The following is a 13,780-nucleotide window of genomic DNA, read 5'->3' on the forward strand; positions in this document are numbered from 1 at the left end:
GCATCCATGACAGAAAAACCTTAGAAAGACTTTTATCCGCTCCCGGGGACGAAGCAGGGGTGGTGGAGATCGAGGCGATACTCCTCGTCTGGGGCGTTCGGGACGAGGTTCTGGAAAAGCTCCCCGTCGAAGGGTACTGGCTCTACGGGGAGTACGACTTCATAGCGAAGGTGGAATTTCGAGACGAGTTCGAGATGGAGGAGTTTATGAGGGGTCTCAAGCGGATAATCCACGGTGGGACCTTTAAGCTCATTCCGGTTGTTATTTCAGCCGTTAAAAACGGTGGAGAAACAAGCGTTCTTGAGGGGCTCAAACCTTTGGCCCCATAATCCCCCTCCTTTTCAGCTCCTCGTAGGCCCTCCTGAGGGCGTCCCTAATCAAGTACCTCTTGTTCATACCACCAAGCCTGTAAGCTGCTTTTCTCAGACTTCCCGCCTGGAGGAAAAGTTCGAGGAGTTTTCTGTCCTCCTCCGACAGGTTGAGGTACTTCAGGGCCTTCTCGGCAATCTCCACCGGCAGGTTCCCTTCATAGGCGTAGTCCGAACTCATAACAGGCTTCTCGAACCGCTCCACGATGCGAAAGATTATAATGTGGGCCTTTGAGTCATCGTTAACGTACTTGTAGTGGCTTTTGAGGGCCATTACCAGCTCTTCCCTGCTGGAAAACCCGTCCAGAAAGGCGTCCTCATCGGTAAGCTCGCCGACGGTCTTGCTATCGACCCTCTCGATAACCGCCCTCGCTATAACGCGGCCTCCCGAATGTATGAGAACCTCGTCGCCGGGTTTGAGGTTCGGCTTTCTTCCAAGCCTTACCGTTGCCCTTTTCCTTCCGCTCAGTATGGCCTCAGCGTAGCGTCCATCGAACTCTAAGTGCCTCATCTCCCCTCACCGAGGAGCTTGAACTTTATCGCTATAACCCCGTAGCGGTTCTCCTTCCACTTCGGATACATGCCGTGAAATCTCTTAACTGCCCTTTCAAAGCTCGGTTCGTCCGGGAAGATTTTCTTTATCGGCTCTTCCCTCAGAACCTGCCGGAAGGTCTCGTAGCGTTTGACTTCGGTGACAACTGCCGGGATCGAGTCGTTGAAGATTAGCTTGTCGCCGGGCTTGATGCCCCTAAGCTGGGGGTAGGCCACGCGAACCTCTATCCTTTTCTCTCCGGACTTTATGTATTCCAGGTATTCCTCGCGAACCCTCAGGTGATAGACCCTCATTTTCACCACATACCGCCTTCCCCTTTTCCTTAAAAGCTTACCCTATGGAAACTTTTAAATCCTTTAGCACCTTAGATGGTTGAGGTGTGAGAGATGAGACGAGCCCAGGGAGCCCTTGAGTACCTTTTCATGCTGGCGGCGGTTCTCATCCTGGTGACCATAGCGGCCAGGGTCGTCCTCAACAGCACGAGAAACCTCAACGAGGCGATATCAAACTACACGGCCCAGGTAAGGAAACAGATTCTCGAAGACCTATGAGGTGGAATCATGGATTACGTCCCCCTGATTCTGGGGCTGGTTATGGGAGTCGTTACTTCCTATACCGACATGAAGACCGGATTCGTTTTTGACAACCACATCTTCCCGACGCTCACGCTGATAGGAAGGCTCCTCGGATGGGAGGAGGGGGAGGAAGAAGAACAGGGCCTCCCAAGATGGATTCCCAGGCTCATAATACCCGCCGTCGAGGTGGGGATAATATACTATCTCTACCTTGGAATCAGCCGAGGGGATGCACTCCTAGCAGCCTCGGGCCTCATCGGGCTTGTACTGGGCTTCGTCTTGGGGTTGCTCCTCTACTACATCGGGGCATGGGCGAGCGGCGACGCGGTGATACTCGCCGGCTTTTCCGCGCTCCTGCCATATGCACCGGCAACGGCTTCCATCGTCGCCCCCTACACCGTTGGATATCCCCTCTACCCCCTGACTATACTGCTCAACAGCATCATAGCTATATTCCCCTTCATATTCGTATACTCCCTCGGGGTGCTCATCGCCAGGAGGAAGTTCGCCGAGCTGAGGGAGATATTCATAGACAAGGCCGGGCTCACCCTTGAGGTATCCCTCTGGATAATGGCCGCCCTGGGCCTCAGGCTGATAATCTACGAGGTCACGGGGGCCTCAATCGTTGGACTGTGGTCGTGGGTATTCACAATCGCCGTGATATACGTCCTCGGAAAGTTCAGGAGAGTTGGGGATGTTATAGGGATCGGCGTCCTGACATACCTGGTCTATCAGGAACCTGCAACTGCTGTGGGGGCGTTTCTGAAGCTCCTCGTCGTGCTGTACCTCTTCAAGGCCTTCCTATCCCTCGTGAAGTTCATGCGCACCGAAGTTCTGATGGAAGAGGTCACTGTGGAGGATCTCAGGGAGTGGGACATCCTGGGCGAGACTGTCTTTGAGAGGGACGGAAAAATCCTCAGGGACAGAACCGACCCGTTCACAAGGATAAAGAACTCCATCCTGAACGCCGATCTAGGCGCACTCCACCCGGATTACGGCAGGGTCATAGCCTCCCCGACCGCCGAGGGGCTGACGGGGGAACAGATCGAGGAGCTGAAGCGCCTCGTTGATGAGGGAAGGCTTGAAAACAGCTTCCTAAGAAAGAAGTCGATGCCCTTCGCCCCGGCGCTCTTCCTCGGCTTCCTGATAAGCTACTTCTGGGGCGACATGTTCTGGTGGATACAGCTCAAAATAGCCGGACTTTGAGAAAAGGATTTAAAACCGTCGCCGAACCTTTATCCGGCCCGGCACCCGCCCACCCCGCGGAGGAGTGAGGCGGGGGTTCCGGTCGGGCCGACAGGGGGATGACGAGCTTTTGCTTTGCTGACTGTGATGAGCACGCCCTTCACTGACCCCGCTCTTCTATGAGCCCCCTGACGATCTCCATGACCTCATAGAGGCTCTCGACGTTGTGGTCTCCTTCCACTCCCTCGTGTGGGTTTATCGCTATGCTGACGTCGGCCTCTTTAAACATGCTCAGGTCGTTGTATCCGTCGCCGACCGCTACCGTCAGCTCGGGCCTGAGTTCATCTTTAAGCTCCCGGAGTAAGGTCCCCTTGCTCTTGAAGTCAACGAGGGGATTAACTTTCCCGGTAACGACACCGTTTTCAAAGATCAGCTCGTTGGAAAAGACGTAGTCACCCCCGAGCTCCCTAGCCACTCTTCCAGCGAGGCACATCAATCCACTGCTGAGTATCGCTATTCTGAAGTCGTTCTCCTTCAGAAACTCGATGAGCTCCTTTGCTCCATCCATGTACTCGACCGAGTTCGCCCATTCCATGATCTCCTCCCTCGTGTGGCCCTTCCAGAGGGAAGCATCCAGCTCGGCCCACTTTACGTAATCTATCTCGCCCGAGAAGAAGAGTTCAGCATATTCCTTTCCCTTCTCCCAGGTTCCGAACTTCTTGTGGAGCTCCACCCAGCTGGATACGGATTTAACCAGAGTTCCTTCGAGATCAAAGGCTATGAGTCTTACCATCTTACCACCTTAAAGGAGAGCCGGTTTTGGTCTTAAAAGCCTATTCCCTCCAGCCGTGCTCCCCTATGAGGGGCACGAAGGCGACGCCTCCCCACCGCTTTTTCTTTATTCTCCCGCCCTCGGTCTTCTCGACTACATATAAATCCTGCCAGAGGTGATAGCCCCCCACGGGGATTATCAGCCTTCCTCCAGGATTCAGTTGCTCCAGAAGGGGCTCGGGAACCTTCGGCGCTCCTGCGGTGACTATTATCCTGTCATAGGGAGCCTTTGGGGGAAAGCCCCTGGTGCCGTCCCCGGGAATCACGTGGACGTTTTCCACTCCAGCTTTCTCAAGATTCCTCCTGGCGAACTCCACCAGCTCGGGAATCCGTTCGATAGTGTAAACGTCGGTCTTCACGAGCTCAGCAATAAGAGCGGCATTCCATCCGCTGCCTGTTCCCACCTCAAGGACGTTCATTCCCGGCCTAAGCTCCGCCAGTTCCAGCATTATCGCCACCATATGGGGGGCACTTATCGTCTGCCCGGCGGGAATCGGAAGGGGCTCATCAACGTGGGCATAGTCCCAGTGGCGTTTCTGGACGAAGAGGTAGCGCGGATACTTGAGAAAAGCCCTCCTAACGGCCTCACTTCGGATAACCCCCTCCCTGAAAAGCCTCTCAACGGTTCTCTCCCATCTTCTCAGGAGTTCCTCCTCGGAAACCATAGGACTCATCGAAAAGGAGTATGCACCCAAACGATTTAAGACTTGCGAGAAGTGTCTCAGAAGGATAGTGGCCGGCGGCGTCCCCGGCTTCCCGCCCCCTCCCGGAGGGCAGTACAACCGGGATCGCTGGCGGGCTTAACTTCCGGGGTCGAAACGAGACCGGGTGTGACCCCGTGATGGAGGAGTTAGTTGAACTGCTGAGGCTGGAAAGAACACGAGAGCCCCTCAGTCCCGGGAAAAGACTGAGAGAGTTCCAGATGAAGATCCAGCGGCTCAAGAACGGAGATGAAATCGAGATAGCCGGTTTTCTGCTGGGCAGGAAGCCGCCCCACGCGCCGGCGGATGCCCTCTACTACATGCTCTCTCCCCTGTCGCCATCCGAACTGTCTTACATTGACAAAAACGCCTTCCGCACGTATCTGGTTATTCGGGCAACGGAGGGGACAAAATTCTCCGGAGAGGTAAAACCCGGTAGCTACGTTCTCGTGAGGGGAATCATTGATGCCTACCGCTGGGGAAACCTGAGGATGATCCACGCGTCCAGAATTGAAGGGCGGGACTACTCGGAGTACTGGAAGGACCACCGTGAGTTTGCGCTCAGCAGGCAGGAAGTGCTGGATCTGTTTGAAAGAACGGTTTATCTGCGTGATGACATGCGAAAGGCCCTCATCTACTCGATATACGGCGTCCCCTACATACCAGGGGAGGGGTGGGGTGAAGGATTTGAGTTCACCGTGTTTAAATACCGGGAGGATTCAGGGCTTCTCGCGCTCTGGAAGGCCCTCAAGTATTTCCACTCAAGCCTTCCCTGGGAGGTTCGCCTCACCAGAAAAAGGGTTCTTGAAATAGACGACCCGTTTCTTGGCATAGACTTCAGGCTCGGAAACCCCAACGAAAGCGACATGAGGTACTACGTGCCTCCAACTAAGAAAGGAACCCTCAGCCTGCCCAAATGGGCCGCGGATAGAATACTGAGCAAGCGCGCCATTGGTCTGCTCCCCAAGAATGTCGACGCTAATCCCCTCGACAGGATGGCGAGGGTCTCGGAGACTCCCTTTGTCCTCCTGCCTTCCGAGGAAAAACCCTACTTCGAAGAGAACAGGGAGTTCCTTCAGCTCATACCAAACCTTCTCGTTACCGTTTTCACCCAGAGAGAAAAGCTGGGGGCCCTTGACAGAAAAAAGACCCGTGTCGTTGAGGAAGAATTCCTGAGGTGGCTCAGAGAATCACGGGACGACTACGGGGACCCGTTCAGGGCTTTAACTGCTCCCAGCGGCCCGATGAACATTAGACTCAGGGTGGAGCTCGGCAAGAGGCTCTTCGGGTCAATCGTCAGGTTCAACGGCAGGATCACCAAAAAGGCCGCCAGAGACGTCAAACTAATAAATGAAGCCATCGTAAACGACTGGATGGTCGTTCTCAGGGATCACCCCTCGGAGATGATAAAGCTCCTGAGGGAATACCGTATGTACGTCCCGGGAACACTCAAAGCTCAGAGGGCGCTGGAGATACTCCACGACCTGGCCTCTGTGAGCCCCTCAAACGAGGTAACGAGGGAGGTCTTCCTCCGTGAACTGGTCAGGGACGGCTTCTCCGAGAGTGACGCCTCCGAACTCCTTGAAAGGTTTATAGCCACCGGCTACGTATACGAGCCGTTCCCGGGAAAGCTCAGGCTGATAGGGTGATGATATGTCCAAGAAATTCATTCGCCAGAGGGAGCAGAGGGAAAAGCGCAGGATCGCCCGAGAGAGGATAAACGTTCTCTTTACCCTCGCGGAAAGGGCCTTTCCCTACGAGCCAGAATTAGCCAACCGCTACGTTGAGATAGCCCTCGCGGTACAGCAGAAGGCCAGAATCAGAATGCCGAGAAAGTGGAAGCGCCGTTACTGCAAGCGCTGTCATTCCTTCCTTGTCCCGGGCGTCAACGCCAGAGTAAGGCTCAGAAACGGCCACGTTGTCATCAAGTGCCTCAACTGCGGCCACATCATGAGGTATCCGTACACCAGGGAGCAGAAAGAGAGAAGAAGAGCGCGGCAAAAAGAAATTGATTCAAGCCCCTGATTTTACCGCCCATACCGGGGGTTGGTGGTGCTCAACGTGTGTTGGCCTGTTCAGGGACGCGAGGAGCCCATTCCAGGGGTTCTCTGGGCGCTCTCCCTGATGCTCCGCCTCCCGTTCTGATAGGCCTCCCTTATCATCGCCTTAATCTGGTTCATGAGCTGCCTCGCCTGCTCGTACTGGCCGTTTTGAATTGCAACCCTGAGCTGCTCCATGAGGGAGTTTATCTCGGTAACGTTGATGCCCGCCCTTTCCATCACCGATACCTGCGCCTGGAGCTTGGCCATTTCCCTTTCAAGGGCGATCTTCTCGCTGTTCTTCATGGCGATCCTCATCTCACTGTTCGCGACTTTGAGGCTGAACTGCGTCTTTACCTGGAGTTCAAGCATGAGCTGGTACGCGTAGGTGCAGTTGCCCGCCTGGAGGGCCTGGTTGGCCTTCTCCATCGTCATTTCCATGACCCTGACCTGCTGCATGAGCTGGGTGGAGTTGGTTTCGTTGGCTATTTCCTCTATCGCTCTGACCCTCTCCCTAACCTGAACCATCAGCTGAAGAACCGTCTCCTTGGTGATGTTAACCTGAACCTCCTCGGCGGTGCAGTTGCACTCGCGGAGCTGCTCCTTAACGTGCTCCATGACCCTCTCTGATGCCGGTGTCCCGACCATAGTGGCCGTTTTCACCTGGAACCTCCCCATGACCCCCGTGACGTTGGTGCTCTTGTTAACGTAGACAATCACTGCCCCGTTCTGAACCGCGATCTGAAGGGCGTTCCTTATAGCCAGGCTGTCGTTTCCAGCAACGATAACACTCCCGCTGAACTGGAGCCGGAACTTTATCCTCGCCTGTTCCATTACAATGAAGTTTGTTTCGTATCTGTTCTGGCCGCCCCAGCGCTCAACGGTTATGCCGAGCTCTTCAAGGTCAGCCACATACTGCTCAACCACAGCATCTGGTCCCCCGATTATGATGACCTCGTCCGGAGCGTAGCTCATAATCTCCGCCGTAACGTTAGGATCATAAACACCCCAGGTAGTGGTAACCACCACGGCCCCAGTAACGTTCGCCAGGTACTCGGCAACTGCTTTATCTGCCGCGTTGTCACTCACTAAGATCACCGTCACACTCGTGCTCGCACTTACATTGCTGAACGTTACTGACGTCGCTACCATCAGCAACCCGAGGAGGATTGCCAGCACTTTCTCCCCCATCATTAGCCCTCACCTCGGATATCTTTATGAAAAAAGCAATATTTAAGCTTTTTTCACGAAATCGTCTACTTACATTGTCGATTGTTTAGAAAAAAGCCCTGGGAGGAGACTTTTCATCTTTAACTGTTAAAGAAGGTTTTACAACGTTTAACTGCGTTTAATCTCCGCTAAATCAGGAATAATAGTCCCACAAAGGATCAATGACACTTGGATTGAAAAACAAGCGTTAGCATCACTCCACAAAGGCCACAGCCCTCACGGGACTCCCGGAACCACCTTCGATCTTAAGTGGGAATGCCATGAATGTGAACTCCCTGCCCACGAGAAGTTCCAGGTTGGCCAGGTTCTCGAACACGGGCACCTCCGCGCTTAGGAGTATTCTGTGAACGGCGTCGTCGCCGATGCTCATCGCGTCGGTTCCGACGGCTTTTGCCCCCTCGGCCACCAGGAACAGCGCAACCTCCGGCGAGAGCTCCCTCCCTCCAGTTAAGAACAGCACCACCCTGTCAAAATATCCTTCATCTGGAATCTCGTCGAGCTTTACCGGCCCGTCCCCGGCGCGAACGTCCAGGACAAGGCCGCGGCCGATGAACTTCTCAAGAGGCATCTCATCAACGGTCTTCCCACCGGGAATGAAGTGCGCAGGGGCGTCAACGTGGGTTCCGGTGTGCTCACCGAGCTTAAGGGCGTTCATGTAGTAGCCATCCCTATCGATAACCGCCCAGAGCCTAACGCTCACCGGGGGGTCATCGGGATATACCGGGGTCTCATCTGAGAGAGGCACCGAGAGGTCAACTATCATGGGAACACCAAAAGGTGTATCCATATCAGCCTAAAAACCTTTCCGGAATAGGATGAAGCACTTTAAATATGAAATCAAATACACAAAAATGGTAGCCCAAGTGTTTTAAGGGGTGCCCCAAAGTTTTCACCGGTGATGAAAGTGGAGTGCACGAAGGATTACTGCATTAAGAACCTCAATCTTGCTCCGGAAGGCGAGAGAAAAATAGACTGGGTCTCCCGGTTTATGCCGGTTCTTCAGGCGATAAGGAAGGAGTTTGAGGAGAAGAAACCCTTCAAGGGAGTCAGAATCGCGACAACGCTGCACCTTGAGATGAAAACGGCTTTCCTGCTCCTTACTCTGAAGGCAGGGGGGGCAGAGGTTTCCGCCGCCGCGAGCAACCCCCTCTCAACCCAGGACGACGTCGTCGCGGCACTGGCAAAGGCAGGCGTCAAGGTCTATGCCATTAGAGGAGAGGATCGGGAGCAGTACTACGAGTTCATGCACAAAGCTCTGGACATAGAGCCCAACATAATCATAGACGACGGGGCCGACATGATAAGCACCCTGATGAGGGAGAGGCAGGAGCTCGTTGATAACGTATGGGGCGCGAGCGAGGAAACCACCACAGGAGTGATAAGGCTCCGTGCGATGGAGAATGACGGCGTTCTGAAGTTCCCCATTATAGCCGTGAACGACAGCTATACCAAGTACCTCTTTGACAACCGCTACGGCACCGGCCAGTCAACGTGGGACGGAATCCTTAGGACGACGAACCTCCTCATAGCGGGCAAGAACGTCGTCGTTGTCGGCTACGGCTGGTGCGGAAGGGGCATAGCGATGAGGGCTAAAGGCCTCGGGGCTACCGTCATAGTCGTCGAGGTTGACCCGATTAGAGCGTTAGAGGCGAGGATGGACGGCTTCCTCGTCATGGACATGAAGGAAGCCGCCAAGGTCGGAGACATCTTCGTCACCTCGACGGGCGACATCAAGTGCATCCGGGGAGAGCACTTCAGGGTCATGAAGGACGGTGTAATCCTCGCCAACGCCGGCCACTTCGACGTTGAGATATGGAAGCCGGACCTTGAGGCACTTGCAGTTGAAATAAACCAGCCCAGGCCGAACATAACCGAGTACAAGCTCAAAGATGGAAGGAGGCTCTATCTCCTCGCGGAGGGCAGGCTTGTAAATCTCGCCGCGGCAGACGGGCACCCAGCGGAAATAATGGATATGAGCTTCGCTCTGCAGGCGAAGGCGGCCGAATACATACTGAACAACCACGAGAGGCTTGAGCCAAAGGTCTACGTCCTTCCAAGGGAGATAGACGAGATGGTGGCAAGGATCAAGCTGAACGCCATGGGAATAAAAATCGAGGAGCTCACGGAGGAGCAGAGGAAATACCTGGAGAGCTGGGAGCACGGGACTTAAGCCCCTCCTTTTCTTTTCGGGTGATGATTATGGACTTCGAACCCTTCAAACTCGTTCCCGTCGGCTACGTGAGGAAGAACGGGGAGACCCTCATCGAAATTGCCCCGGAGTTCAGAGAAGCCCTCGATGGCCTCCACGAGGGCGACTGGATAAAGCTGATCCTATGGTTCCACGCCAGCGACACCCCGGAAAGGAGGAACGTCCTGAAGGTTCACCCCTACAACAACCCGGAAAATCCGCTCAGAGGAGTTTTTGCCACGCGCTCACCGGTCAGGCCAAACCCTCTGGCGATTTACGCGGTGAGAATAAACCGCATCGAGGAGAACAGGCTCTACATCGACTGGATAGACGCGATGGAGGGGACGCCTGTCCTTGACATCAAGATTCTCGTGGAGAGGCTTGACTGCCCGGGAGAGACTCCTGTTCCGGAGGAGGAGCTTGATATACCCTCATCGAGGCAGATAGGAGAGGTCAACCTGATACCCCGGAAGAGCGAGCACCTCGACGAGCTGGAGGAGGTCTCGCCCGAGGAGTACGAGGCGCTGGTCCTTGAGCTGGGGCCAAAGACATCCGTGCTTACGGCGAAAGAGCTGGTGGAACTCATCGAGGCGCTGATGGAGATATATGGGAATCTGCCGGTTGAGATAAAGGATCGGCTGAGGTGGCACCGCGATCCAAGGTGAGGCCTACCGTTCCTCTTTTCTCCCTTCAGCCAGCTCCTCAACAATCTCCCGGAAGTGCCCGTAGAACTCGCTCTTCCGGAGGGAATCCACGGCCTTCCAGAACTCGCCGAGATTGGAAAAGCCGGCCCTTTCGTATTCGAGCGCCTGAATCAGCATCTCCAGCCTGTCGGCGAACTTCACGAGCCTGCCCTCCAAGCTAAGCCCCTCCTCGTACTCCCTCCACAGCCTGAAGTACTCCCTCGGAGTCGATGTTTTGATGAAGAGCTCCATCACGGCCTTCTTCTCGGCCTTGCCCTTGTCGAGGTAGTACTGCGCCGTCAGGGGTATGTCTGTGACCCTCGCCTCCGCCAGGTCGTGGAGAAGGGCTATCTTGAGGGCCCGCTCAACGTCTATCTCAACGCCATTAGCCTTCAGCTCGTCGGCCAGAAAGAGGGTTATCAACGCCACTCGGTAGCTGTGGTCTGCTATGCTCTCGGGGTTAGAAACACCCCGCAGGAGCCAGCCAGTCCTGGGAAGCCTCTTCAGGTTTCCGGCTTCCAGGAAAAGGTCAAGAAGGGACATTTTCACTCCTCCGTCGTGTAGAGAGTTCTTTCAGTTTCAATGGCGCTGGCCATTATGCAGTCGCCGAGAAAGCGGCCGTAGACCTTCACCCACTCGCCCTTTCCGAGGCACGGACTTCCAGAGAACTCCACCCTGAGCCCGGAAACTTTAAAGGTGGTTCTGTATCCAGGCAACTCCATGGGGAGGAACTCCACCAGGGGTTTGTCCTCGATGGTGCCCTCGATGACGACGTTCTTACCGCGAAAACCGCCGGAATTCAGCTCATCAACCGTAACGATGTAATAGTAATGATGACCCAGTTTGACCCGCTTGGGCATGCTCATCACCTTTATAGGCCAGCCTTGTAAATATCTGTGGGGTGAGGGTATGATAAAGGTTGCGATTATCGGTGCCGAGAACGTCGGCAAGTCAACGCTCATGAACGCCCTCATAGGAGGTAAAATATCGGAGGTGGAGGACCTCCCCGGGACGACCAAGGGGACGATACGGAGACGCTTCGGAAAGCTCAAGATACCGAAGAGCATGAAGAACCCCCTCGGAGGAGCCGACGAGTTCGTCCTCATAGACACCGCCGGACTCTTTGACCCCCAGAAGGAGCTGAGGGGCAAAGTTCTGAGCGAGGAGAAGTTCAGGGAGATAATCAACGAGATAGTCTCGTCTGACATAATCATCCACATGGTCGATGCCACGGTCGGCCTGCACAGGGGCATGGAGAAGCTTCACCACATGCTCAAGTTCCGCTACGAGAAGCCGATAATCGTTGTCATCAACAAGATAGATCTCGTTCCACAGGAGAAGGTGGAGGAGATAAGGCAGATAATAAAGAAGCGCCTTGAGCAGGATGCAATACCCCTGTCACTGGTCACCTACGAGGGGTTCAACGAGCTAATCAGGAGGCTGGCGTATTACGCACAGTACGTCTAGCACCTGCAGATTTTCACCAGAACCTTTCGGTGTCTCGGGCCGTCCAGCTCAATGAACAGGATTCTCTGCCAGGTTCCGAGGAGCAGTTCGCCGTTATCTATCGGGACGACGACCTCTGGATTCAGAAAGAGGGTCGCCCTCAGGTGTGAGTGGGCGTTGCTGTCTATGCGGTCGTGGGAATATCCTGCCCCTCTAGGAACGAGCTCTTTCATCTTTGCCTTAATGTCCTCAAGCAATCCACTTTCGTTTTCGTTTATTACCAGTCCCGTCGTGGTGTGGGTGGTGAAGACAACGGCTATACCAGAGGTCACGTCGCTCTTCCACACGAGGTGCTGAATCTCGTCGGTTATGTCAACCACCTGGAACTTCTTCTCCGTGGGAACCTTAACCTCAAACAGCATCAGCCCCACCGGGCGAGGTTTTTCTTGAGCTCCAGGAGAAGCTTATCCGGGGAATCCAGGGGGCCAGAAACAGCCGCCCTGAGGAGAACGGCGGTTTCATACGCATCTATAAGATCCTTCCGGCCCCCTTCCACGACCTCCGAGCGGAGGGTTCTGTATATCTCCTCAACAGCGTCTCTGAATAGCACCTCGTCGGAGTACAGTTCCTTGTTCGTCAGGAGAATTGTTATGAGGTAGCTGACGAAATCAACCCTGTCCTCTTTTCTGCCTATCAGTGCCTTGAGCCGTTCCATGACCTAACCCTCCCCGGAAGCTCTTGCTCCAGAGCCTTAATGAGTATCTCCGAGATGAGAATCGAGGAGAACCTCGGGTTTCTGACCTCAAGCGCGGCATCTATTGCCTTCTCAACATCCCCCCTCTTAACGAGGTGGTGGGCGACATCGGCCATTATTATCGAACGTAACCGCTCGTCCCGAATCAGGTTTCCTATCTTCACTGCACCTTCCAGCTCGCCCTTGATAACGTAGTAGCGAGCTATCTTGGCCCACACCTCCTCACTGGTTGTGCCGTTCCCTATCGCCTTTACAATGGCCAAGCTACCCCTCTCGGGCTTTTCAAGGATTCTGTTCATCACGGCCTTTCCTGCAAGGGCTACCTCCTCCTCGTTCATGGCGGAGATGAAGTTCGGGAGAACGTCATGGTCCCTCTCAAGGAGCTCCAGGGCCATCTCGACCAGTATGGCTTCCCTGTTGTCGAGGCCCCTGATAAGGTCGAGGGCAGGAGTGCCTTCACCGCTGAGGGCGAAAACAAAGGCAAGCTCTACCGTGAAGTCATCCCCGAACTTCTCTATGAGGTCGTTGGCCACGGCCTCCAGCGTGTCTATATAGTGCCCGAGAACCTCCTTTTCCTTCAGGTAGAAGGCAACTTCCTTGAAGGCCTGCCTGGCCCAGTCTTTGACGCCTATTTCCCTGAGGAGAGAGATAGCGTTCTCGTAGCTTTCGAGGAAAAGATAGGCCTTTATGAGCTCCAGCATTGCCTTGGAGCGGTGGGGTTCGGAATCTATGTAATCCACAATGAGCTTGCTCTTTCTGAGCCGGTAGGCCACCTTCAGACGTTCTTTTTCTATCATGCGCGTGTTGGTGCGGAGGATTTCGAGGAGCATCTCGTTTCTAACCCTGCGGTTTTCTATCTCCATGGCATAGGTTATGGCCTCGTTCACCTCCCCAAGGGCCAGCATGTAGGCCGCGGCGCTCTGCATGAGCATGTCCCTCTGGGGCGCCGGGAGCATTTTGGAATCCTCTAGAACCCTCAGGTATATCCTTTTGGCCGACTTAAGCCCCGCTTTCCCCATAGAGTAGCCAACGGACAGCAGGGCGCGGAACATCGCCACTGGATCGTCTATCTCCTTGGCGGTCTCAACGGCACGTAGAAAAGCGGTTCTGTACAGGTTGTTCTTGGCTTTGGCTAATCTCTCACCGATTTTAGCATACGTTGCAGATTTTATATAGGGGTCTGGAATTACCTCAACAGATGCCAGCACTTCTTTGGCAATCATACGA

The 13,780-nt window shown here is 54.6% G+C and carries 19 protein-coding genes and 1 rRNA gene; 8 read left to right on the forward strand and 12 right to left on the reverse strand.

The window, feature by feature from the left end:
* The first annotated feature begins 59 nt into the window (after positions 1-59).
* On the forward strand, positions 60-329 hold the full coding sequence (locus A3L14_RS08975; protein WP_232473331.1) for a hypothetical protein: 270 nt from the start codon (positions 60-62) through the stop codon (positions 327-329).
* On the opposite strand, the gene A3L14_RS08980 is transcribed toward A3L14_RS08975, so the two are convergent.
* Both A3L14_RS08980 and A3L14_RS08985 read right to left on the reverse strand, forming a co-directional pair.
* Positions 310-879, reverse strand: a complete 570-nt coding sequence (locus tag A3L14_RS08980; RefSeq protein WP_055430323.1) for an ASCH domain-containing protein — start codon at positions 877-879, stop codon at positions 310-312. The two genes, A3L14_RS08975 and A3L14_RS08980, sit on opposite strands and share 20 nt — an antisense overlap.
* Positions 876-1,214, reverse strand: coding sequence for an ASCH domain-containing protein (locus A3L14_RS08985; protein ID WP_055430322.1), 339 nt, complete (start codon positions 1,212-1,214; stop codon positions 876-878). Before A3L14_RS08985 ends, A3L14_RS08980 begins: the two co-directional genes overlap by 4 nt.
* Before the next feature lie 93 nt (positions 1,215-1,307).
* Here A3L14_RS08985 and A3L14_RS08990 point away from each other — a divergent pair, with 93 nt between their 5' ends.
* Together A3L14_RS08990 and A3L14_RS08995 are read left to right on the forward strand one after the other, a co-directional pair.
* Positions 1,308-1,472 (forward strand): class III signal peptide-containing protein, encoded by a 165-nt coding sequence (locus tag A3L14_RS08990; protein WP_074631129.1) that lies wholly within the window; start codon positions 1,308-1,310, stop codon positions 1,470-1,472.
* A 9-nt stretch (positions 1,473-1,481) separates the two neighbouring features.
* Positions 1,482-2,702: an A24 family peptidase C-terminal domain-containing protein gene (locus A3L14_RS08995; RefSeq protein WP_055430321.1), complete on the forward strand. Its 1,221-nt coding sequence runs from the start codon at positions 1,482-1,484 to the stop codon at positions 2,700-2,702.
* Between the two features lie 139 nt (positions 2,703-2,841).
* Here A3L14_RS08995 and A3L14_RS09000 read toward each other — a convergent pair whose 3' ends face one another.
* The 3 genes from A3L14_RS09000 to rrf all read right to left on the reverse strand — a co-directional run bounded on the left by A3L14_RS09000 (position 2,842) and on the right by rrf (position 4,355).
* Positions 2,842-3,474 carry an HAD-IB family phosphatase gene (locus tag A3L14_RS09000; RefSeq protein ID WP_088886128.1) on the reverse strand — a complete coding sequence of 211 codons (633 nt, stop codon included), beginning with the start codon at positions 3,472-3,474 and terminating at the stop codon, positions 2,842-2,844.
* Between the two features lie 40 nt (positions 3,475-3,514).
* Positions 3,515-4,177 carry a protein-L-isoaspartate(D-aspartate) O-methyltransferase gene (locus A3L14_RS09005; RefSeq protein ID WP_055430319.1) on the reverse strand — a complete coding sequence of 221 codons (663 nt, stop codon included), beginning with the start codon at positions 4,175-4,177 and terminating at the stop codon, positions 3,515-3,517.
* Positions 4,178-4,257: 80 nt separating this feature from the next.
* Positions 4,258-4,355, reverse strand: a 5S ribosomal RNA gene (gene rrf, locus A3L14_RS09010).
* Here rrf and A3L14_RS09015 point away from each other — a divergent pair.
* Positions 4,354-5,862: a hypothetical protein gene (locus A3L14_RS09015; RefSeq protein WP_074631128.1), complete on the forward strand. Its 1,509-nt coding sequence runs from the start codon at positions 4,354-4,356 to the stop codon at positions 5,860-5,862. The genes rrf and A3L14_RS09015 overlap by 2 nt on opposite strands.
* A gap of 4 nt (positions 5,863-5,866) precedes the next feature.
* Entirely contained in the window at positions 5,867-6,238 is a 372-nt protein-coding gene (locus A3L14_RS09020; RefSeq protein WP_055430317.1) for a ribonuclease P protein component 4, read from the forward strand.
* 50 nt (positions 6,239-6,288) lie between these two features.
* Here A3L14_RS09020 and A3L14_RS09025 read toward each other — a convergent pair whose 3' ends face one another.
* Positions 6,289-7,446: a cell wall-binding repeat-containing protein gene (locus A3L14_RS09025; protein WP_055430316.1), complete on the reverse strand. Its 1,158-nt coding sequence runs from the start codon at positions 7,444-7,446 to the stop codon at positions 6,289-6,291.
* 229 nt (positions 7,447-7,675) lie between these two features.
* Positions 7,676-8,245 carry a cyclase family protein gene (locus A3L14_RS09030; RefSeq protein WP_055430315.1) on the reverse strand — a complete coding sequence of 190 codons (570 nt, stop codon included), beginning with the start codon at positions 8,243-8,245 and terminating at the stop codon, positions 7,676-7,678.
* 141 nt (positions 8,246-8,386) lie between these two features.
* Here A3L14_RS09030 and A3L14_RS09035 point away from each other — a divergent pair, with 141 nt between their 5' ends.
* Both A3L14_RS09035 and tsaA read left to right on the forward strand, forming a co-directional pair.
* Positions 8,387-9,652: an adenosylhomocysteinase gene (locus A3L14_RS09035; protein WP_074631127.1), complete on the forward strand. Its 1,266-nt coding sequence runs from the start codon at positions 8,387-8,389 to the stop codon at positions 9,650-9,652.
* Positions 9,653-9,681: 29 nt separating this feature from the next.
* On the forward strand, positions 9,682-10,335 hold the full coding sequence (tsaA, locus tag A3L14_RS09040; RefSeq protein ID WP_055430314.1) for a tRNA (N6-threonylcarbamoyladenosine(37)-N6)-methyltransferase TrmO: 654 nt from the start codon (positions 9,682-9,684) through the stop codon (positions 10,333-10,335).
* A gap of 3 nt (positions 10,336-10,338) precedes the next feature.
* Here tsaA and A3L14_RS09045 read toward each other — a convergent pair whose 3' ends face one another.
* Entirely contained in the window at positions 10,339-10,896 is a 558-nt protein-coding gene (locus tag A3L14_RS09045) for an HD domain-containing protein (protein ID WP_055430313.1), read from the reverse strand.
* A gap of 2 nt (positions 10,897-10,898) precedes the next feature.
* Positions 10,899-11,213: a GTP-binding protein gene (locus tag A3L14_RS09050; RefSeq protein ID WP_074631125.1), complete on the reverse strand. Its 315-nt coding sequence runs from the start codon at positions 11,211-11,213 to the stop codon at positions 10,899-10,901.
* A gap of 49 nt (positions 11,214-11,262) precedes the next feature.
* On the opposite strand from A3L14_RS09050, the gene A3L14_RS09055 reads away from it, so the two are divergent.
* Positions 11,263-11,820, forward strand: a complete 558-nt coding sequence (locus A3L14_RS09055; protein WP_055428910.1) for an Era-like GTP-binding protein — start codon at positions 11,263-11,265, stop codon at positions 11,818-11,820.
* Here the strand turns inward: A3L14_RS09055 and A3L14_RS09060 are convergent.
* The 3 genes from A3L14_RS09060 to A3L14_RS09070 are packed head-to-tail and all read right to left on the reverse strand — an operon-like array spanning position 11,817 to position 13,776.
* On the reverse strand, positions 11,817-12,221 hold the full coding sequence (locus A3L14_RS09060) for a secondary thiamine-phosphate synthase enzyme YjbQ (RefSeq protein WP_055428909.1): 405 nt from the start codon (positions 12,219-12,221) through the stop codon (positions 11,817-11,819). The two genes, A3L14_RS09055 and A3L14_RS09060, sit on opposite strands and share 4 nt — an antisense overlap.
* On the reverse strand, positions 12,221-12,514 hold the full coding sequence (locus A3L14_RS09065; protein WP_055428908.1) for a hypothetical protein: 294 nt from the start codon (positions 12,512-12,514) through the stop codon (positions 12,221-12,223). The genes A3L14_RS09060 and A3L14_RS09065 overlap by 1 nt, the downstream gene beginning before the upstream one ends.
* Positions 12,493-13,776 (reverse strand): hypothetical protein, encoded by a 1,284-nt coding sequence (locus A3L14_RS09070; RefSeq protein ID WP_055428907.1) that lies wholly within the window; start codon positions 13,774-13,776, stop codon positions 12,493-12,495. Before A3L14_RS09070 ends, A3L14_RS09065 begins: the two co-directional genes overlap by 22 nt.
* Between the last annotated feature and the right edge of the window lie 4 nt (positions 13,777-13,780).

It is taken from the genome of Thermococcus thioreducens, assembly GCF_002214545.1.
GTDB lineage: Archaea > Methanobacteriota_B > Thermococci > Thermococcales > Thermococcaceae > Thermococcus > Thermococcus thioreducens.